Source organism: Symbiopectobacterium sp. Eva_TO (assembly GCF_053848865.1).
The window spans coordinates 2,736,528-2,753,969 of record NZ_JBSPEY010000004.1 but is presented as its reverse complement, the minus strand read 5'-3'; the positions used below and the strand labels follow the sequence as shown (position 1 = coordinate 2,753,969).

Here is a 17,442-nt window from a genome sequence, read left to right as displayed (position 1 = left end):
TCCCTTAATTACATAACCTCTGGTAAAACAGGCGGATGCAGCCCAGTTTCAACATTGCCAGATAATTCCTCGCCGTTTTGTCGTAACGTGTCGCAATGCGACGGTATTCTTTCAGACGGCCAAAGCACCGCTCAACAACGTTCCGATTGCGGTAGGCGTCACGATCGAGCTTTGAACGACCATCCACCGCCATTTTTTCAGTGAATTTTCGGGGGATGACAGTTTTTATACCTCTGTTTTTCAGCTCGTTACGTAATACATGCCCGGAGTACGCCTTGTCAGCCAGCACCGCATGACCACGGCGTTTCATACTGCCGTTCTGGCGTTGAACACCAATACCGTCCAAAAGACGTAGTGCAAACTGACTTTCATGAGCCTGACCGGGGCTCAACACGATGTTTAACGGAAGACCACTTCCGTCTGTAGCCATATGGATTTTGGTGCCAAAACCACCTCGAGAGCGACCCAGCCTATTATCTCCGGTGATATCGGAATGTTTTTTTGAGCACCGGCAGCACATTTCAGCGCCCTGATATTGCTACCATCCAGCGCAGTCGTTGACCAGTCCACGAGGCCATGGGCATCAAGTGATGAAAGTAACTTATTGAAAATAATGTTAATGACTCCCGATTTTGACCATCGGTTAAAGCGGTTATAAACGGTTTTCCATGGGCCGTATCGCTCAGGTAAATCACGCCATGGGGCACCAGAGCACAGCACCCAGAACAAGCCATTGATAATCATGCGATGCTCAGCCCATGGGCGTCCGACCTGTGGTGTTGCTGGTTCAGCAGGGAGTAAGGGCTGGATGATAGCCCATGCTTCATCGGGAAGGTCGTAGCGAGCCATAGTTCAAAATGATGTAGAAACAAACAGTTAGTATAACTCATGGGATTAAGGGACACAGCCTAATACCGCTACACTTTTGCCTGTCCATGTTTTCCACTGGGAAACGGGCTGACGGTTTCCATGAAGCGGCGAACCTTGTTCAGTCACTGCCACATTGAACAGCATTGATGATTGCGGGTAATGGTTTCATCTAACGCCTGCCATAACCACTCTACATGATTTACCCATGGTGAGTACACCGGCTGATAAATAACCCTGAATTTCGGGTTTTCTTCCAGCCAGCGCTGCGTCTCCCGGCTTTTGTGAATAATGTAGTTATCAACTATCAGCGTGAGCGTTTTTGCCCGTCTGTACGTTGCTCTAAGATGCTCTAACATACTGATAAACAAACACGAACTTTTACTGCTTCCTCCAACATCGCTGACTTTTCCCGTCCCGCTGTGTAATGCACCCGCCAGATAATATTTCTCGTTCTGGCCCGGCGTCACGATGCGTTTCTGCTTCCCGCGAACCTGCCAGTCCGCGCCAATTTTGGGATTCAGATGAATATCCACTTCGTCTTCGTAAAAGACGGGATGTTCCGCGCTGCATTGTTCCAGCGCCATCGCGATGGCCTCCATTTTTTCTTCCTTATGCGGGTCGCGGATACGCAGCGTAGGAGCTGCGCGTCGCCACACCAGACCGGCAGAAGGCCGCCAACGGCGCACCGTGGAAGCATGCAACTGGCAACCGGTTATCTCATTGATTTTTATCGCTAGCAGTTCCGTGCTCCAGCGCGAACGCTGATAGCCAAAATCATGAGGGGAACGCTTTACGAGCTGGATTAACAGTGCGCAGATCTGTTCAAACGGCCAGCGACGGCCACGACCGGGCCGCAGAGATTTGAGGCCTTCAATGCCGTACAGGGTGAGCCAGTTAATCCATCTGCCGATTGACGAACGGGCGCAGCAAAGCATTCTGGCGACATCGCTCACGCGCTCGCCCCGGTGCAACATCAGGATGGCGGTCAGCCTGCGGGCGTGATTCTTGTCACGCGTTTTATGGAGAGTTTTCTTCATCAGGCGTCGTTCGTTACGGGGTATCGGTGCTATGCTCGACATCGCTCAGTCCGGTTGATGATTTGGGAGCTTTATCGATTGATCAGATCGCTCAACTCGGACTGAGTTCCCTTCAGGTGATCTACTATTCGGAACAGTTATTTAGTAAATCATCAGACTGCGTGGCGTTGTAGACCGATAGCCCGAGCAACGATAGCGTTTCACGCAAATCGTGCAGCCCGGCCGTCATATCCAACGCCTGTCCAACGGTAACCTGCCCGCTAGGGCCGCGCAGTTGGGGCAGATGCTGTGCCAATCGGTCGTCGAGCGCGATAACGTCCGCTAACGGCCCGGTGACCAGCGAAGCAAATAAATGTTTGGTTACCGAGGCAAAACGCACCACGCTATCCGAGCTAAACGGCGTGCCTTGCACCAAATCCGCCAGACCACCGCAGCTTAATGCCCGTAACTGATTGCTATCAAACAGCGCAATTGCGCCGCCGGGCTGCCCCTCTCCCTGCCACTGCGCCGTGATGGACTGCGCCACCTCCGTCGCCCGCTGCCAATCAAGCGTCATGCGGGTTCCTCCAATGCGATACTCAATGCATACAACTCAGCGGTGTGAGGATGTTGAATCAGCCCGGCACGTAACTGCTCCGAGCTCAAGATTTCCACCATCTCTCCTTGCTGCATAACCCCCACCTACTCGCACAAGTGGGTCACCACGGCCAGATTATGGCTCACCATCAGGTCACCTCGTTATACACAAGTCCGCAACGCCTTATATGCCAAGGGTTAGCGGGCTGAAATAGGCAGCCGGTGGGGTTGTAAATGAAGTGAAACCGACGTGTACTATCGCCATTTACGGCGCTGAAAAATGACACGGGATTCAGATGGCTGGGCACACCAAGAACTGGAAGGGGTAAATCTTGGTGACACGAGGCTCAATAAGCGTGCCAAAGGGCTTTTGATACGGCTGGCTGAGAATCCGCAAGCCAGCATTCCGCATGCGTGCCTCGGATGGTCTGAGACGCTGGGTGCTTACCGCTTCATGGAGAACCAAGCATTCGAATGGCGAGACATTCTGCAACCTCACTGGCAGCGTACGCAGGAAAGGATCCGAGAACACGAGGTTGTGCTGTGTATCCAAGACACTACCGAGCTTGACTTCAACGGGTAGCAAATCCAAGGCTTGGGTCATATCGTTATACACATCTTTCTAACGCACTGTTTAATCAATGAGTTACGGGTTTATCTCAGAGTGGCATTTTGAACCTCAAAAAGCCAATGGGATGGCTTGAATGCCTTAATTCACGGGGTTCTGAGCATCCTGTTCAAAAAATGGCCAAAAGATGTGTATAACGATATGGGCTTGGGTCCCTTGAACTACGAAGCCAGGCGTGGTCTGTACCTGCATCCGACCTACGCGGTCAGTCCGGATCGCGTGGGGTTGGGCGTACTGGATGCGTGGATGTGGGCAAGAGAGCCGAAGGATGCAGACGGAAAACGCGATGGGATCAAGGAGAGTACGCGCTGGCTCGAGGGATACGAGCGAGTTGCTGAACTCGCCTCGGAGTTGCCAAACACACGTCTGGTGTACTTAGCCGATCGCGAAGCGGATATCAAGGCGTTGATGCAGCTCGCTGATGACTGATCTTGACCCACCATCTCCGGACAGCTTTTGTATCTTAAGTTAACGATGCCCGCTGGCGCCGATATTCTCTTGGGGAGTTGTATCCCAGCGCACTGTGCGGATGGTTTTCATTGTAATGATTTGTATTAGCTCAGACCTGATCTGACAGTTACCGGTTATTTATACAGGTGTCTGTCAGATTAAATCTGGTTCAAATTTTTTTCTGCCCAGACTCGTTTACCATCAAGTAACGTGGCCATTGGCGTACGCCCGCAGCACATTTTACCCTGATGAGTTCGCTCATTATTGTAATGCCACAACCAGTTGTCCAGATCCTTTTGTAGACTTTCTAGGTCCTCGTATAACGTCTTACGGAACGCAACCTGATAAAAATCCTGCAAAATAGTTTTATGGAAGCGCTCGCAGATACCGTTTGTCTGCGGAGACATCGCTTTCGTTTTCGTATGGTCTATATCGTTGATAGCCAAGTACAGCTGATAGTCATGTTGTTCCACTTTACCGCAGTACTCCGTCCCCCTGTCCGTCAGTATTCTTAGCATTGGCAGCCCCTGAGCTTCGTAGAACGGCAGCACGCGATCATTGAGCAGGTCGGCGGCAGAGATCGGTGCTTTACTCGTGTAAAGCTTGCAGTGCGCCACTTTCGAGTACGTATCCACGAACGTCTGCTGGTAGATACGGCCAACACCTTTCAGATTACCCACGTAGAAGGTGTCCTGCGACCCCAGATAACCCGGGTGAGCAGTCTCTATTTCACCACAGGCTTCGTCGTCGTGCGCCTTCTTCTCCAGTGCAGCGATTTGAGCATCAGTAAGTACGATGCCTTCTCTGGCAACTTTTTCCTCAAGTGCCTTCAGGCGCTTACGAAAGTTTTCCAGATCGTGTCGTTGCCAGATGGAGCGCACACCGCTGCCAGAAATGAAGACGCCTTTTTTACGCAGCTCATTACTGGTCCGGTGCTGGCCATGAGCAGGGAACTCAATGGCGTAATCAACAACCGCACGTTCAGTGGCTTCATCAGCACGGTTTTTCAGGTTGGGAACCCGGCGGTTTTGGTTAACCAGAGCGTCAATGCCGCCTTCTGCCGCCAGTTCCTGATAGCGATAAAACGTGTCGCGTGACACCCCCATGATTTTACAGGCTTTTGATACGTTACCGAGTTCTTCGGCGAGATTGAGCAGGCCGGCTTTGTGTTTGATGATGGGATTGTTAGTATGAAGCATGAGAGTTACCTCGTGTTTTGTATAAGTATTCGACACCCATATCAAAACCGGTAACTCTCAACCTTTCAAGGTCCAGTGTCAGATCAAGTCGCGACTAATACAAATGATTGAACGCCGCTGCAAGATTCTTCAGCGCTGTTCGCACATCGGGTTTTGGCATGAAGGCGATGTAATCTTCCTTCATCGTCTTCACGAATCGTTCTGCCATGCCGTTACTCTGTGGACTGCTCACTGCTGTTGTGCAGGGCTCCAGATTCAGTTCTCTGGCGAACTTCCGCGTTTCATGCGCTGTGTACGCTGAACCATTATCCGTCAGCCATTGCACTGGTTTATCCGGCAGCGCGCTACCGAAGCGTTTTTCCACCGACCTCAGCATCACATCCTGCACGGTTGAACTGTCATAACCCCTGGTGCTCGCTGCCCAGTCTATGGCCTCCCGGTCGCAGCAGTCCAGTGCGAACGTCACCCGCAGCTTCTCGCCGTTGTCACAACCGAACTCGAAGCCATCTGAGCACCAGCGCATATCGCTCTCTGCTACCGCGATTTTGCCTTTATGCTCCCGCTTCGGACGTTCAGTTTTATCATGCAACAACAGCAGGTTATGCTCGCTCATTATCCTGTAAAGCCGTTTGGCGTTCACCGGTGGAAGTCCCTCTGCACGACGTTGCTTACGCAGGATACCCCACACTCGGCGGTAACCGTAACTGGGCATGTCGCTGATGATACGGAGGATGTCCGATAATATCTCAGCATCAGCTTCGTCATTACGCCGGTTGCTGCGCCTGTCCAGCCAGTCGGCAGAACGGTTAACCCGCAGTGACAGCTGCGCACGCGACACGCTCATGGCGCGGCTGACCAGAGCTATTCCCCGTCCTTTGGCAACAAGGGCGCGTGCGCTATCCATTTTCGCGACTGGCGGTACTCCACTGCTTCTTTGAGGATCTCAACTTCCATCGTCTTCTTACCCAGAAGGCGCTGTAGCTCCCGGACCTGCTTGAGGGCAGTCGCCAGCGCCGAAGCTGGAACCACTTCTTCTCTGGCCGCAACGGCGGTGAGGCTTCCTTCCTGGTATTGCTTCTTCCACTTAAACAAAAGGCTGGGCTGGATGCCATGCAGGCGGGCTACATGGGAGACGTTCATCCCCGGCTCCATTGTCTGCTGAATGATGGCGATTTTCTCTTGCGGAGTTTTACGCTTACGGACTTCTTGCCCTAACAGGATCCCGGTCATTTCAAAATTAGCATGATTGTTAGACATATATCTAAGCCTATCTCTTATCTGGAGATACAGCTACTGTCTGGTGTTACAGGGGGCTACATCAGCAGCTCGCTGATGACCTTGGCACTCCGGCTGACTGGTTGATCCGCTCGACTCATAATCGCAGTCTGGACTGTAATGAGAAGCTTTGGCAGAAGGTTGGAAAGACCGTGCCGGTGGGAGAAATCCAATTCGTTATGGCGGCTCGCGCGGGGCAGAAGGCGCGTACGGTGAAACAGGCGCTGCGCGTGAAGCGAGTGTCGCTGCGTTGCGGGTTGGCAGTGACTTGTGTGATAGCCAAGGAAATTGAGCCGCCAGCAGGCGTGAAGCCGGTCGAGTGGCGGTTGCTGAGCAATCGCGTACCTGAAGGACGAGAAGATATCGTGGAGCTGATCGACTGGTATCGGGCTAGATGGGAAATCGAGATGTTCTTCAATGTGCTGAAGAACGGCTGCTGTGTCGAAGCGTTACAGTTATCGACCGTGGATCGCATTGAGCGGGCATTGGCGCTGTTCATGATCGTGGCATGGCGCATCGCCTATTTAATGCGTATGGGACGAACCTGTCCAGAGCTGGACGCAATGTTGTTCTTTGATTCCGACGAGACTCATGGAGCTTACCTACTGATGAACAAGCGTATGCCCAAGGGCCGCCCTAAGCTAAACGAAGTATTGCGCTTAGTTGCGCAACTCGGAGGCTTTCTTGCTCGAAAAGGCGACGGTGAACTAGGCGCAAAAACTATCTGGAAAGGCTTGCAGAAAGTCATGACGGCCGCCGAAACGCTACGCGCGCTCAGGCACGAACAGAGATGTGTATAACTAGGTGACTATCAGGTAGGTCAGCTTACGTGTATTAGTCGCGACTTGCTCTGACACTGGACCTTGAAAGGTTGAGAGTTACCGGTTTTGATATGGGTGTCGAATCCTTATACAAAACACGAGGTAACTCTCATGCTTCATACTAACAATCCCATCATCAAACACAAAGCCGGCCTGCTCAATCTCGCCGAAGAACTCGGTAACGTATCAAAAGCCTGTAAAATCATGGGGGTGTCACGCGACACGTTTTATCGCTATCAGGAACTGGCGGCAGAAGGCGGCATTGACGCTCTGGTTAACCAAAACCGCCGGGTTCCCAACCTGAAAAACCGTGCTGATGAAGCCACTGAACGTGCGGTTGTTGATTACGCCATTGAGTTCCCGGCTCATGGCCAGCACCGGACCAGTAATCAGCTGCGTAAAAAAGGCGTCTTCATTTCTGGCAGCGGTGTGCGCTCCATCTGGCAACGACACGATCTGGAAAACTTTCGTAAGCGCCTGAAGGCACTTGAGGAAAAAGTTGCCAGAGAAGGCATCGTACTTACTGATGCTCAAATCGCTGCACTGGAGAAGAAGGCGCACGACGACGAAGCCTGTGGTGAAATAGAGACTGCTCACCCGGGTTATCTGGGGTCGCAGGACACCTTCTACGTGGGTAATCTGAAAGGTGTTGGCCGTATCTACCAGCAGACGTTCGTGGATACGTACTCGAAAGTGGCGCACTGCAAGCTTTACACGAGTAAAGCACCGATCTCTGCCGCCGACCTGCTCAATGATCGCGTGCTGCCGTTCTACGAAGCTCAGGGGCTGCCAATGCTAAGAATACTGACGGACAGGGGGACGGAGTACTGCGGTAAAGTGGAACAACATGACTATCAGCTGTACTTGGCTATCAACGATATAGACCATACGAAAACGAAAGCGATGTCTCCGCAGACAAACGGTATCTGCGAGCGCTTCCATAAAACTATTTTGCAGGATTTTTATCAGGTTGCGTTCCGTAAGACGTTATACGAGGACCTAGAAAGTCTACAAAAGGATCTGGACAACTGGTTGTGGCATTACAATAATGAGCGAACTCATCAGGGTAAAATGTGCTGCGGGCGTACGCCAATGGCCACGTTACTTGATGGTAAACGAGTCTGGGCAGAAAAAAATCTGAACCAGATTTAATCTGACAGACACCTGTATAAATAACCGGTAACTGTCAGATCAGGTCTGAGCTAATACACATCATGGTAGTGGATTGCTGATGTCAGGATCGCGGACAAAAAAAAAGACCTTTCGGTCTATTTTTTAATGCGTTGCAGAATCATTGAGCATTCAATACATCACATTTTGGAGCGGGAAACGAGACTCGAACTCGCGACCCCGACCTTGGCAAGGTCGTGCTCTACCAACTGAGCTATTCCCGCTTAGGAAGTGTAATTCGGCTAACGGTAACATATTGAATATACTAAATTTATTCAACACTTTGTGTTAGCGGTGATCATTATGTACCAATCATTTCAGGCTGGCAAGCCCTTTTCAGTGAAAATGCGCGCAAGTGGTCATTCCCTGCGCGCTGGTGCTCAATACCTGCAAACTCAATACTCGCGTGAAAAATCAACCTCGCAGCGCAGCGCCGCCCCCTGGGAGTAACGTTGCAAGTTGTCCAGGAACAGGTCCGCCATCAGCGCTGGCACCATCGGACCGGCAATATGCGGCGTCAAGGTCAACCGAGGCGTTAGCCAGAAAGGGTGTTCTGGTGGCAGCGGCTCCTGACGGAAAAACATCCAGCACCGCTCTCGCCAATTTTCCTGCTCGCAACGCCGCCACCAGATCGTCATCCACCACGGACGTGCCGCGCCCCACGTTGATAAATACCGTGGAGGGTTTCATGCATGCGAACAAATCTGCGTTGTACAGATTCTGCGTTTTCGGCGTATCCGGCAACAAGTTCACCACATAGTCGGCCTGCGCCACATCGTGCGCCAGCGCATCAATCCCCGACACGCACGCAAAACCGGGCAACGCCCGCGGTGTATTAACAATCCCGTGTAGCGTTACGCCAAATGACCGCAACATGGCTGCCACCTCAGCGCCAATATCACCCGCGCCAACGATCAATAAAGTTTTGCCCGTCAACAGCCCGGACAGGTGGCGATCCCACTCCTGACGTTGCTGCTGTTCTTGCAATGCGAACAAACGCTGCTCATGCGCCAACAAATGCGCCAGGATGTATTGTGCAATCGGCTGCCCAAACACCCCTACAGCGCGACTCAAACGGTAATCTTGCGGGAGGCCCGCTGCAAGCAACGGCTTGAAGCCAGCCCAGGTAGATTGCAGCCATGCAGGGCGATGCCCAGCGGTCAGCAGCGGTACCGCCCGGTCCGGCTCACCAAGCCAAATGTCACAGCGCGCGACGGCGTCTTCTCCGTCATCAGGAAGGCAATAGTCCAACCCCGATGCTTTTGTGCTTAACAGCGCACGCAGTTCCTCAGCTCGAGATTCCAATAAAAGAATCGCCCCCATTTCTCCCCCTCGCGTTATCAACGGTAGCCGTAAAAAAAACCACAACTACCCTACTCGTAGCGAGAAGCCTGTGGCAACCCTTTCAGCATGCAGGCCCGTTTTCTGACAGACGTCACTCTTCTTCTTCTTGTGATTCGCCAATGTGGTTCACCATGTCTAGCAACATAGTGGTGACATGGTGATCCGCCACGGTATAAAAAATCTGACGTGACCGGCGTTCCCGCTTCACCAAACGTGCGCCGCGTAGCAGGCGTAAATGGTGACTCACCAGCGACGGTGAAAGCGCAAGGTTTTGCGCAATGTCACCGACAGCATGTGGCCCCGTCAGGCTGAAATGCAAAATGCGCAAACGGGTAGGATCGCCCATCAGACGAAACGTTTCTGACAGGATGGTAGTTTCATGCAGAGAAAGCATGGCATGACGACTCAATGTGCGTGCCCTCGCGTAACAGATATGTCCGTATCATGATGATGGGAATGATCGTCATGATGTTGATGTATTTCCTTAAGGGGTGACAGGCTGCACCTACAGGTCGCCTCATCTTCATCACCCCAGTCAATGGCAACCGTTGCGTGTTCTAAGTGAAAACGGTCATAAAGCTCTCGCTCTACCTGCCGAACCACCTGACGCACGTCCGCCCCCTCTTTGGCGCGTACATGCAATGTGGCCAGGGTGCGCCCCGACGTGATCATCCACACGTGCACATGGTGGATATCTGCCACTCCCGTTACGCTCTCTTTAAGGTAGCGTTCAATCTCTTGCGGCATGGCATTGGCGGGTGCCCCTTCCAAGAGTATGTGCAGCGATTTTTTCAATAACGCCCATGCGCTGCGCAAGATCAGCACGGACACTACCAACGACAGGATAGGGTCGATGGGGGTCCAGCCGGTAAAATAGACCACAATGGCCGCCGCGATAGCACCGATGGAACCCAGTAGATCGCCAATCACATGCAGTGCGGCACCCTTGATATTGACATGCTCGCTGCCGCCGCGCGTCAATATCCAAAACACCACAATATTCACCAGCAGCCCGATCGCCGCTACGACCAGCATCGGCCCTGCCAGCACCTCATGCGGCTGGCGAAAACGCAGCCACGCTTCGTAGGCTATCCAGATGACGATAGCAAACAGCGTCAGCGCATTGATAAACCCGGCAATGACTTCGAAACGCAAATAGCCAAAGGTGCGCTTGGTGTCTGCATTACGACGACCAAAACGAAAGGCGGCATAGGACAACGCCAGTGCTGCGGCATCCGTCAGCATATGTCCCGCATCCGCCAGCAACGTCAACGAACCGGAAAGCACACCGCCCAAGACTTCTACCAACATAAAGGTAAAAGTAATCACAAAAGCGATCAGTACCTTACGTTCATTTGACCGCGTTACCGTCGGCGCATGGTCGTGAGCATGATCGTGGTGAGAATGGGACATTGTACCTCTCCTGCCTTTAGATGGTTTAATACATGAATTGATATTTATATATTAAAATTCAAGAAATGCAAACAGGTTACCGGCCGCAACGATCGCCGTGCTCATCCGCATTATTCTCATGTCAGACAGGCATCAAGATCTCATTTCAAGGCATGCAGCTGATGATGGATCTCCGCCAACACGCCGTTGGCGCGCTGATACTCTGCTCGTTTTTTACTGGCAACGTCGTCGAGACTTTTGCGCGCAATATGCAGCGGCAACTGACACACGCCATCGGGTCGCAATTGCCCCCCCACGGAGAGCCAAAAGCTCTCATAATCGGCATGAAAACTGGTTTTCTTTTTATGCCAGTAGCGCCAATTCTGATAAACATGAGTATGATTTCCCACCGCTATCATGCACTCAATCCCTAACAGCTCGCCCAGTACGCAGGCCGCTTCCAGCACCAGCCGTTTAGGGAACAATCCATGGCAATCACGCGTTACCTGCGAAATGCGCGCCTTCTGTTGTTGCAAGTGCCGCGTCGGCCCTTGTAATCCGCCGATAAATAACGCTCTCTGTCCTTCGAACTGCACCACGGTCATGGTCATGCGCGCCAGCGGCATCCCTTCAGTACACAACTGAAGCGTTATCTCTCCCTCTTTATCCAGTGAGGAGTGGGAACCAAACAGCAACGCGTAAGCAGCACCGCTTTTACCCTGAAAATTGACGATCGGTACACCGCCAGGTGTCAGCATCAGGCGACGTAACCTTGGATTCGCGCAGGCCACGGCATCATAGTGATAACAAAGAGCGGCCAAAGCGTTGCGGGCAGAAAAACGGCTAGAGAGGTATGGTCGTTGAAGTTTATCGGGCAGCGCCATTTGGGCATACAGCATCTGCGCCCGCTGCGGATGACTGGCAATGTAGTGGAGCCAGTTCAGCGTCAAAACAGGGTGAAGGAACGAGCGCGCCAGAAATTTAAGACGGTAGGCGGGCTTTAGCCAAACGCTCTTCTCATCAGGGTGAATATCCCCGCGAAGCAGATGGCTCAGTAACTGCCAGCGGCTCATCGGGGATGATATTTCATCAAAAGTTGCAAGTGCCATATAGAGATAATAGTGTTGATTCGGAAACAGACCCCTATCTCTATCAGCCGTTTACTAAACCGTTATGCAATCATCTTTCAGTAAGCAACCCAACCCCATATTTGTTTATGATTTGTTTATTAAAAAGCCAATCCCGAAACGGTTAACGTCGGGATCGGCCTTTTTACAGAATCTGATGCGATACACCAATGATAGCGTTTCTTGGTTAATCCAGATCCTGACCGTTGCTGGCGATCACTTTCTGGTACCAGGCAAAGGATTTTTTCTTGCGTCGTTCCAGCGTGCCGTTGCCAAGATCGTCACGATCGACATACACAAAACCGTAGCGTTTGCTCATTTCCCCGGTTGACGCCGCGACCAGATCGATGCAGCCCCAGGTGGTGTAACCGATGACTGGGATACCGTCATCGATCGCATCGCCCATGGCGCGGATGTGTTCACGCAAATAGCTGATGCGGTAATCGTCTTCGATCTCGCCTTTGGCATTGATCTCATCGCGTGCCCCCAGACCGTTTTCCACCAGAAACAACGGCTTCTGGTAACGGTCGTACATCATGTTCATGGTGATACGCAAGCCGAGTGGATCGATGCCCCAGCCCCATTCACTGCGGATAATATGCGGATTGGTAAGAGATTTAACGATATTGGCTGCACTGCTGTTGTGCTCATTCATCTCCGCCGAGGCACAGCGTGAGGCGTAGTAGCTGAAAGAGACAAAATCGACGGTGTGTTTCAGAATGTCAGCATCGCCATCCTGCATCTCGATATGAACATCTTTCTCACGGAACACCCGTGCGGAATAGGACGGGTAAGCGCCGCGCGCCTGCACATCGATAAAGAACAGGTTTTCCCGATCTTTTTCCAGTGCCGCCCACACATCTTCTGGCTTACAAGACCAAGGATAAAAGTTTCCTCCCGCCAGCATGCAGCCCACCTGATTTTCAGGATTGATCTCGTGCGCGATCCGGGTCGCCAGCGCACTGGCGATCAGCTCATGGTGCGTAGCCTGATACTTCACCTGATCCTGATTTTCACCCGGTTCGAACACCAGGCCAGCACCAGAGAACGGGCTGTGCAGCAGGATATTGATCTCGTTGAATGTCAGCCAGTATTTCACCAGGCCGTCGAACGCTTCGAAGCAGGTGCGTGCATAGCGGGTGAAAAATTCCACCATCTTGCGGTTGCGCCATGAGCCATACTCGGTGACCAGATGCATCGGCACATCGAAATGGCACAGCGTGACCAGCGGTTCGATACCGTATTTGCGGCATTCACTGAACACCGCATGATAAAAGGCGATACCTTCCGGGTTCGGCATCATTTCGTCACCCTTCGGGTAGAGACGGCTCCAGGCGATAGAGGTGCGGAACACGGTAAACCCCATCTCGGCCATCAGCGCGATATCTTCCTTGTAGCTATGATAGAAATCGATCGCCTGATGGCTGGGATAGAACTCGTCGTCACGCAGTGTAAAACGCTTCTCCTGCCCCAGCTTTACCGGCAAACGGGCGGGACCGTGAGGGATCATATCCACGGTGGTCAGCCCTTTGCCACCTTCCCGATAAGCGCCTTCTGACTGGTTTGCCGCCAGGGCGCCCCCCCATAAAAATCCGTCTGGAAATGTCGCTGCTGACATGAATCACCTTCTCTTTGTACCAATATCAATTAACTAACGCTTGTGGCCTGCACGGGTTCACTTGTTTTGGCTTTGGTTGGCTGCGCTTCCTCTTCGGTTTCAGGAACATCCTCAAAGCCGAGAATAAGTGTCAGTACAAACGACAACACCACCGCCAAAATCATCACTGCCACCACCCAGACAATGCTCATCGGGTTGGCCGGATCGAAAAACTGCACACTGGTAAACAGCCCGGGTGACGCCATGGAGTGACTTGCAAGGCCACCAATTCCGGCTACCGCGCCGCAAATAAAACCGCTGATCAGGCTTGCAATCAGCGGACGTTTCAGCCGCACCGCCACGCCGTACAGCGCAGGTTCGGAGATCCCGGCCACAATGGCGGATGCCGCTGCCGCCAACGCAGTCTGACGCAGCTCGCGGTTTTTGGTACGGAACGCCACCGCTAAATAGCTGTTCCTAATACCGCTACACTTTTGCCTGTCCATGTTTTCCACTGGGAAACGGGCTGACGGTTTCCATGAAGCGGCGAACCTTGTTCAGTAACTGCCACATTGAACAGCATTGATGATTGCGGGTGATGGTTTCATGCAACGCCTGCCATAACCGCTCTACATGATTTACCCATGGTGAGTACACCGGCTGATAAATAACCCTGAATTTCGGGTTTTCTTCCAGCCAGCGCTGCGTCTCCCGGCTTTTGTGAATAATGTAGTTATCAACTATCAGCGTGAGCGTTTTTGCCCGTCTGTACGTTGCTCTAAGATGCTCTAACATACTGATAAACAAACACGAACTTTTACTGCTTCCTCCAACATCGCTGACTTTTCCCGTCCCGCTGTGTAATGCACCCGCCAGATAATATTTCTCGTTCTGGCCCGGCGTCACGATGCGTTTCTGCTTCCCGCGAACCTGCCAGTCCGCGCCAATTTTGGGATTCAGATGAATATCCACTTCGTCTTCGTAAAAGACGGGATGTTCCGCGCTGCATTGTTCCAGCGCCATCGCGATGGCTTCCATTTTTTCTTCCTTATGCGGGTCGCGGATACGCAGCGTAGGAGCTGCGCGTCGCCACACCAGACCGGCAGAAGGCCGCCAACGGCGCACCGTGGAAGCATGCAACTGGCAACCGGTTATCTCATTGATTTTTATCGCTAGCAGTTCCGTGCTCCAGCGCGAACGCTGATAGCCAAAATCATGAGGGGAACGCTTTACGAGCTGGATTAACAGTGCGCAGATCTGTTCAAACGACCAGCGACGGCCACGACCGGGCCGCAGAGATTTGAGGCCTTCAATGCCGTACAGGGTGAGCCAGTTAATCCATCTGCCGATTGACGAACGGGCGCAGCAAAGCATTCTGGCGACATCGCTCACGCGCTCGCCCCGGTGCAACATCAGGATGGCGGTCAGCCTGCGGGCGTGATTCTTGTCACGCGTTTTATGGAGAGTTTTCTTCATCAGGCGTCGTTCGTTACGGGGTATCGGTGCTATGCTCGACATCGCTCAGTCCGGTTGATGATTTGGGAGCTTTATCGATTGATCAGATCGCTCTACTCGGACTGAGTTCCCTTCAGGTGATCTACTATTCGGAACAGTTAGTTAGCGAGGAGCCACCGAGCGACAGGTTGGCACCGATTTCTGAAGGCATCACCATGCCCTCTTTACCGGTTTCCGCAATGGTTTGAATGATGGTCGGGGTAAATACGCGGTGCATACCGGTCATTACCAACAGCGGCCACAGCGCCCCCATGATCGCCACCGATAACCAGTCCAGATAGCCATGGATGGTGTAAACGATGGAAGAGATGCCGCTACCGATCCAGATGCCCAACGGGCGATAATCACAATGGCGATCGGTGCAGAGACCAGCACGATAAGCATCGGTTTCAGGAAGTTTTTCGTCACTGCCGGCGTAATGCGATCGATGCCTTTTTCGATGTACGACAGAATCCAGGTCATGCACAGCGCCGGAATCACCGTATAGGTATATTTCACCGCCGTGACCGGAATAAACGCCAGCTCGACCACCTGCCCTTGTGCCGCTTTTGCCATCAGGTCGATAAAGTTGGGATGCACTAACACGCCCGCAATGGCAATAGCCAGCGACATATTGGTTTTGAATTTAAGTGCCGCCGAGGCCGCCACCATGATAGGCAGGAAGAAGAACGCGCCGTCGCCGATCACATTCAGGATCACCAGCGTAGAGGAGCACTTCTCGAACAGGCCGAACATGTCGAGGATCATCGCCAGCAGTTTCACCATCGAGCCGCCGATAATCGCCGGGATCAGCGGCGACATGGTGCCAATCAGTGCGTCCAGAATGCCTGCGCCAATGCTTTTTAAGGTGATTTTTCGTTTGGCATCGGGCAGCGTGCCCGCAGCTCCCACCGGGCCGAGCTTCAACACTTCCTGATAGGCTTTCGCCACGTTGTTGCCAATAATCACCTGACACTGCGTTTCCGTGTTTACCACGCCCATCACTCCGCTGATGGCTTTGAGCGTCGGGTTGTCTACCTGCGTTTTATCTTTTACCACGAAGCGCAAACGCGTCATGCAGTGCGTCACCGCTTCAATGTTTTCCAGTCCTCCCAGCGCATCCACAATAGCGCGAGAGACAGTTTCATAATTCTTGGACATAAGTGGGTTATCTCTTGGTGTCGGTGCGGAAAAAATCGCCATAGGGGACCGGTTCCACAAAATCATGAAACGTTTCACAGCGCCAAACAAGAGAGGAAAACCATTAATTTTCCTTTTCGTGATAACGATCACCTGCCGTTAACATGACCGCTTCAACGAAGCTACTGAAAAAAAACGGCAAAATGGGTAGACTGCCGCAAGATGACTATTTAGCGGGTAACAGTACATGACAACCATTCTTGAGGTGGCAAAGAAGGCCGAGGTCGCCAAATCGACGGTATCGCGAGTGTTGTCAGGTAACGGTTACGTCAGCCAGGAAACAAAAGATCGTGTATTCAAAGCGATAGCAGAGAGCGGCTATCGCCCCAATCTGCTGGCGCGTAACCTCGCTGCGCAAAAATCACAAACCATTGGGCTGGTGATCACCAATACCCTGTATCACGATACTTACTTCAGTGAGCTGCTGTTTCAAGCGGCAAAAATGACCGAGGCGCACGGCCGCCAACTGCTGCTGGTGGATGGCAAACACAGCGCTGAAGAAGAGCGCGCCGCGATTCAATTCCTGATCGATTTACGCTGCGATGCCATCATCATCTATCCGCGTTTTCTTACCATTGATGAGATGGATCAGATCATCAGCCAGCATAAACAGCCCATCATGTTACTGAACCGCCGGTTACGGGTGAATGACAGCTACTGCATTTACTCCGATCAGCATGAATCCAGCCGCAATGCCGTCAACCACCTTATCGAGCAAGGGCATCGTGAAATTGCCTTTATCACCGGCGCACTGGATTCGCCCACAGGCATGGAACGCCTCGCAGGCTACAAAGCCGCATTGGAAGAGCACACAATTCCCGTGGATGAACGCCGTATCGTTCTCGGTAAGTGGGCACTCACCAATGGTGTTGAGGCCGTCAACAAACTGCTAGACAATCAGATCAGTTTCTCCGCGTTGGTCGCCAGCAATGATGACATGGCTATTGGTGCGCTCAAACAGCTCTATACGCTCGGCGTTGGTGTGCCCGAGCAAGTATCGGTAATTGGTTTTGATGACTTGCCCACGGCGGCGTTTACCATCCCTTCGCTCTCCAGCGTGAAAATGCCGTTGGGCGAGATGATTCAAGAGATCATCAACCGACTGCTGTCCATGCTGGATGGTGGGACGTTGAGTCAACGCAAGGCCTATCCGGCATCATTGATCCTGCGCGATTCGGTGACGACGGGACCGTTTTATCGCTAGTTTTTTCACCGATGCGGTGTCAACGATGTCGTGATATCATGCGGTTACGTAAGGATAC

The 17,442-nt window shown here is 52.4% G+C and carries 10 protein-coding genes, 1 tRNA gene and 9 pseudogenes; 5 read left to right on the top strand and 15 right to left on the bottom strand.

Annotated features, from left to right (window positions below):
- Positions 1–4 precede the first annotated feature (4 nt).
- The 4 genes and pseudogenes from ACWWJF_RS16550 to ACWWJF_RS16535 all read right to left on the bottom strand — a co-directional run.
- Positions 5–849, bottom strand: a protein-coding gene (locus tag ACWWJF_RS16550; protein ID WP_455870059.1) for an IS5 family transposase whose coding sequence is annotated in 2 segments (ribosomal slippage) — positions 5–504 and positions 504–849 — 846 coding nt in all. Because the reading frame shifts where the segments join, the coding sequence is not laid out codon by codon here.
- Between the two features lie 68 nt (positions 850–917).
- Positions 918–1,949, bottom strand: a pseudogene (locus ACWWJF_RS16545) (IS630 family transposase).
- A 100-nt stretch (positions 1,950–2,049) separates the two neighbouring features.
- Positions 2,050–2,463 (bottom strand): annotated as a pseudogene (locus ACWWJF_RS16540) (serine hydrolase); the annotation flags it as partial.
- Positions 2,460–2,636, bottom strand: a pseudogene (locus ACWWJF_RS16535) (ABC transporter ATP-binding protein); the annotation flags it as partial. The pseudogenes ACWWJF_RS16540 and ACWWJF_RS16535, both read right to left, overlap by 4 nt.
- 127 nt (positions 2,637–2,763) lie before the next feature.
- Between ACWWJF_RS16535 and ACWWJF_RS16530 the strand changes: the two are divergent.
- Together ACWWJF_RS16530 and ACWWJF_RS16525 are read left to right on the top strand one after the other, a co-directional pair.
- The gene (locus tag ACWWJF_RS16530; RefSeq protein WP_455870058.1) at positions 2,764–3,066 is read left to right on the top strand and encodes an IS4/Tn5 family transposase DNA-binding protein; all 303 of its coding nucleotides are present in this window, start codon (positions 2,764–2,766) and stop codon (positions 3,064–3,066) included.
- Positions 3,067–3,255: 189 nt separating this feature from the next.
- A pseudogene (locus ACWWJF_RS16525) lies at positions 3,256–3,522 on the top strand (IS4 family transposase); the annotation flags it as partial.
- A 197-nt stretch (positions 3,523–3,719) separates the two neighbouring features.
- Here ACWWJF_RS16525 and ACWWJF_RS16520 read toward each other — a convergent pair.
- Positions 3,720–4,760 carry an IS481 family transposase gene (locus tag ACWWJF_RS16520; RefSeq protein WP_455868660.1) on the bottom strand — a complete coding sequence of 347 codons (1,041 nt, stop codon included), beginning with the start codon at positions 4,758–4,760 and terminating at the stop codon, positions 3,720–3,722.
- A gap of 103 nt (positions 4,761–4,863) precedes the next feature.
- A pseudogene (locus tag ACWWJF_RS16515) lies at positions 4,864–5,990 on the bottom strand (IS3 family transposase); the annotation flags it as partial.
- A gap of 98 nt (positions 5,991–6,088) precedes the next feature.
- Between ACWWJF_RS16515 and ACWWJF_RS16510 the strand changes: the two are divergent.
- Positions 6,089–6,835: pseudogene (locus tag ACWWJF_RS16510) on the top strand (IS4 family transposase); the annotation flags it as partial.
- Positions 6,836–6,967: 132 nt separating this feature from the next.
- On the top strand, positions 6,968–8,008 hold the full coding sequence (locus ACWWJF_RS16505; protein WP_455868673.1) for an IS481 family transposase: 1,041 nt from the start codon (positions 6,968–6,970) through the stop codon (positions 8,006–8,008).
- Between the two features lie 166 nt (positions 8,009–8,174).
- Here the strand turns inward: ACWWJF_RS16505 and ACWWJF_RS16500 are convergent.
- From ACWWJF_RS16500 to ACWWJF_RS16460, 9 genes and pseudogenes are all read right to left on the bottom strand, one after another.
- A tRNA-Gly gene (locus ACWWJF_RS16500) sits at positions 8,175–8,250 on the bottom strand.
- A 171-nt stretch (positions 8,251–8,421) separates the two neighbouring features.
- Positions 8,422–9,349: pseudogene (locus tag ACWWJF_RS16495) on the bottom strand (D-2-hydroxyacid dehydrogenase).
- Between the two features lie 112 nt (positions 9,350–9,461).
- Positions 9,462–9,764, bottom strand: a complete 303-nt coding sequence (locus ACWWJF_RS16490) for an ArsR/SmtB family transcription factor (protein ID WP_455870057.1) — start codon at positions 9,762–9,764, stop codon at positions 9,462–9,464.
- An 11-nt stretch (positions 9,765–9,775) separates the two neighbouring features.
- A complete protein-coding gene (locus tag ACWWJF_RS16485) occupies positions 9,776–10,783 on the bottom strand; it encodes a cation diffusion facilitator family transporter (RefSeq protein WP_455870056.1) in 1,008 nt (335 codons plus the stop codon).
- A 140-nt stretch (positions 10,784–10,923) separates the two neighbouring features.
- Positions 10,924–11,871: a VirK/YbjX family protein gene (locus ACWWJF_RS16480; protein WP_455870055.1), complete on the bottom strand. Its 948-nt coding sequence runs from the start codon at positions 11,869–11,871 to the stop codon at positions 10,924–10,926.
- Positions 11,872–12,076: 205 nt separating this feature from the next.
- Positions 12,077–13,507 carry a 6-phospho-beta-glucosidase gene (locus tag ACWWJF_RS16475; RefSeq protein ID WP_455870054.1) on the bottom strand — a complete coding sequence of 477 codons (1,431 nt, stop codon included), beginning with the start codon at positions 13,505–13,507 and terminating at the stop codon, positions 12,077–12,079.
- Positions 13,508–13,536: 29 nt separating this feature from the next.
- Positions 13,537–13,959, bottom strand: a pseudogene (locus ACWWJF_RS16470) (PTS cellobiose/arbutin/salicin transporter subunit IIBC); the annotation flags it as partial.
- Positions 13,960–13,972: 13 nt separating this feature from the next.
- Complete coding sequence (locus ACWWJF_RS16465; protein WP_455870053.1) at positions 13,973–15,004, bottom strand: IS630 family transposase; 1,032 nt, start codon at positions 15,002–15,004, stop codon at positions 13,973–13,975.
- 100 nt (positions 15,005–15,104) lie between these two features.
- Positions 15,105–16,141 (bottom strand): annotated as a pseudogene (locus ACWWJF_RS16460) (PTS transporter subunit EIIC); the annotation flags it as partial.
- Positions 16,142–16,367: 226 nt separating this feature from the next.
- Between ACWWJF_RS16460 and ACWWJF_RS16455 the strand changes: the two are divergent.
- A complete protein-coding gene (locus tag ACWWJF_RS16455; RefSeq protein ID WP_455870052.1) occupies positions 16,368–17,384 on the top strand; it encodes a LacI family DNA-binding transcriptional regulator in 1,017 nt (338 codons plus the stop codon).
- The last annotated feature ends 58 nt before the right edge of the window (positions 17,385–17,442 follow it).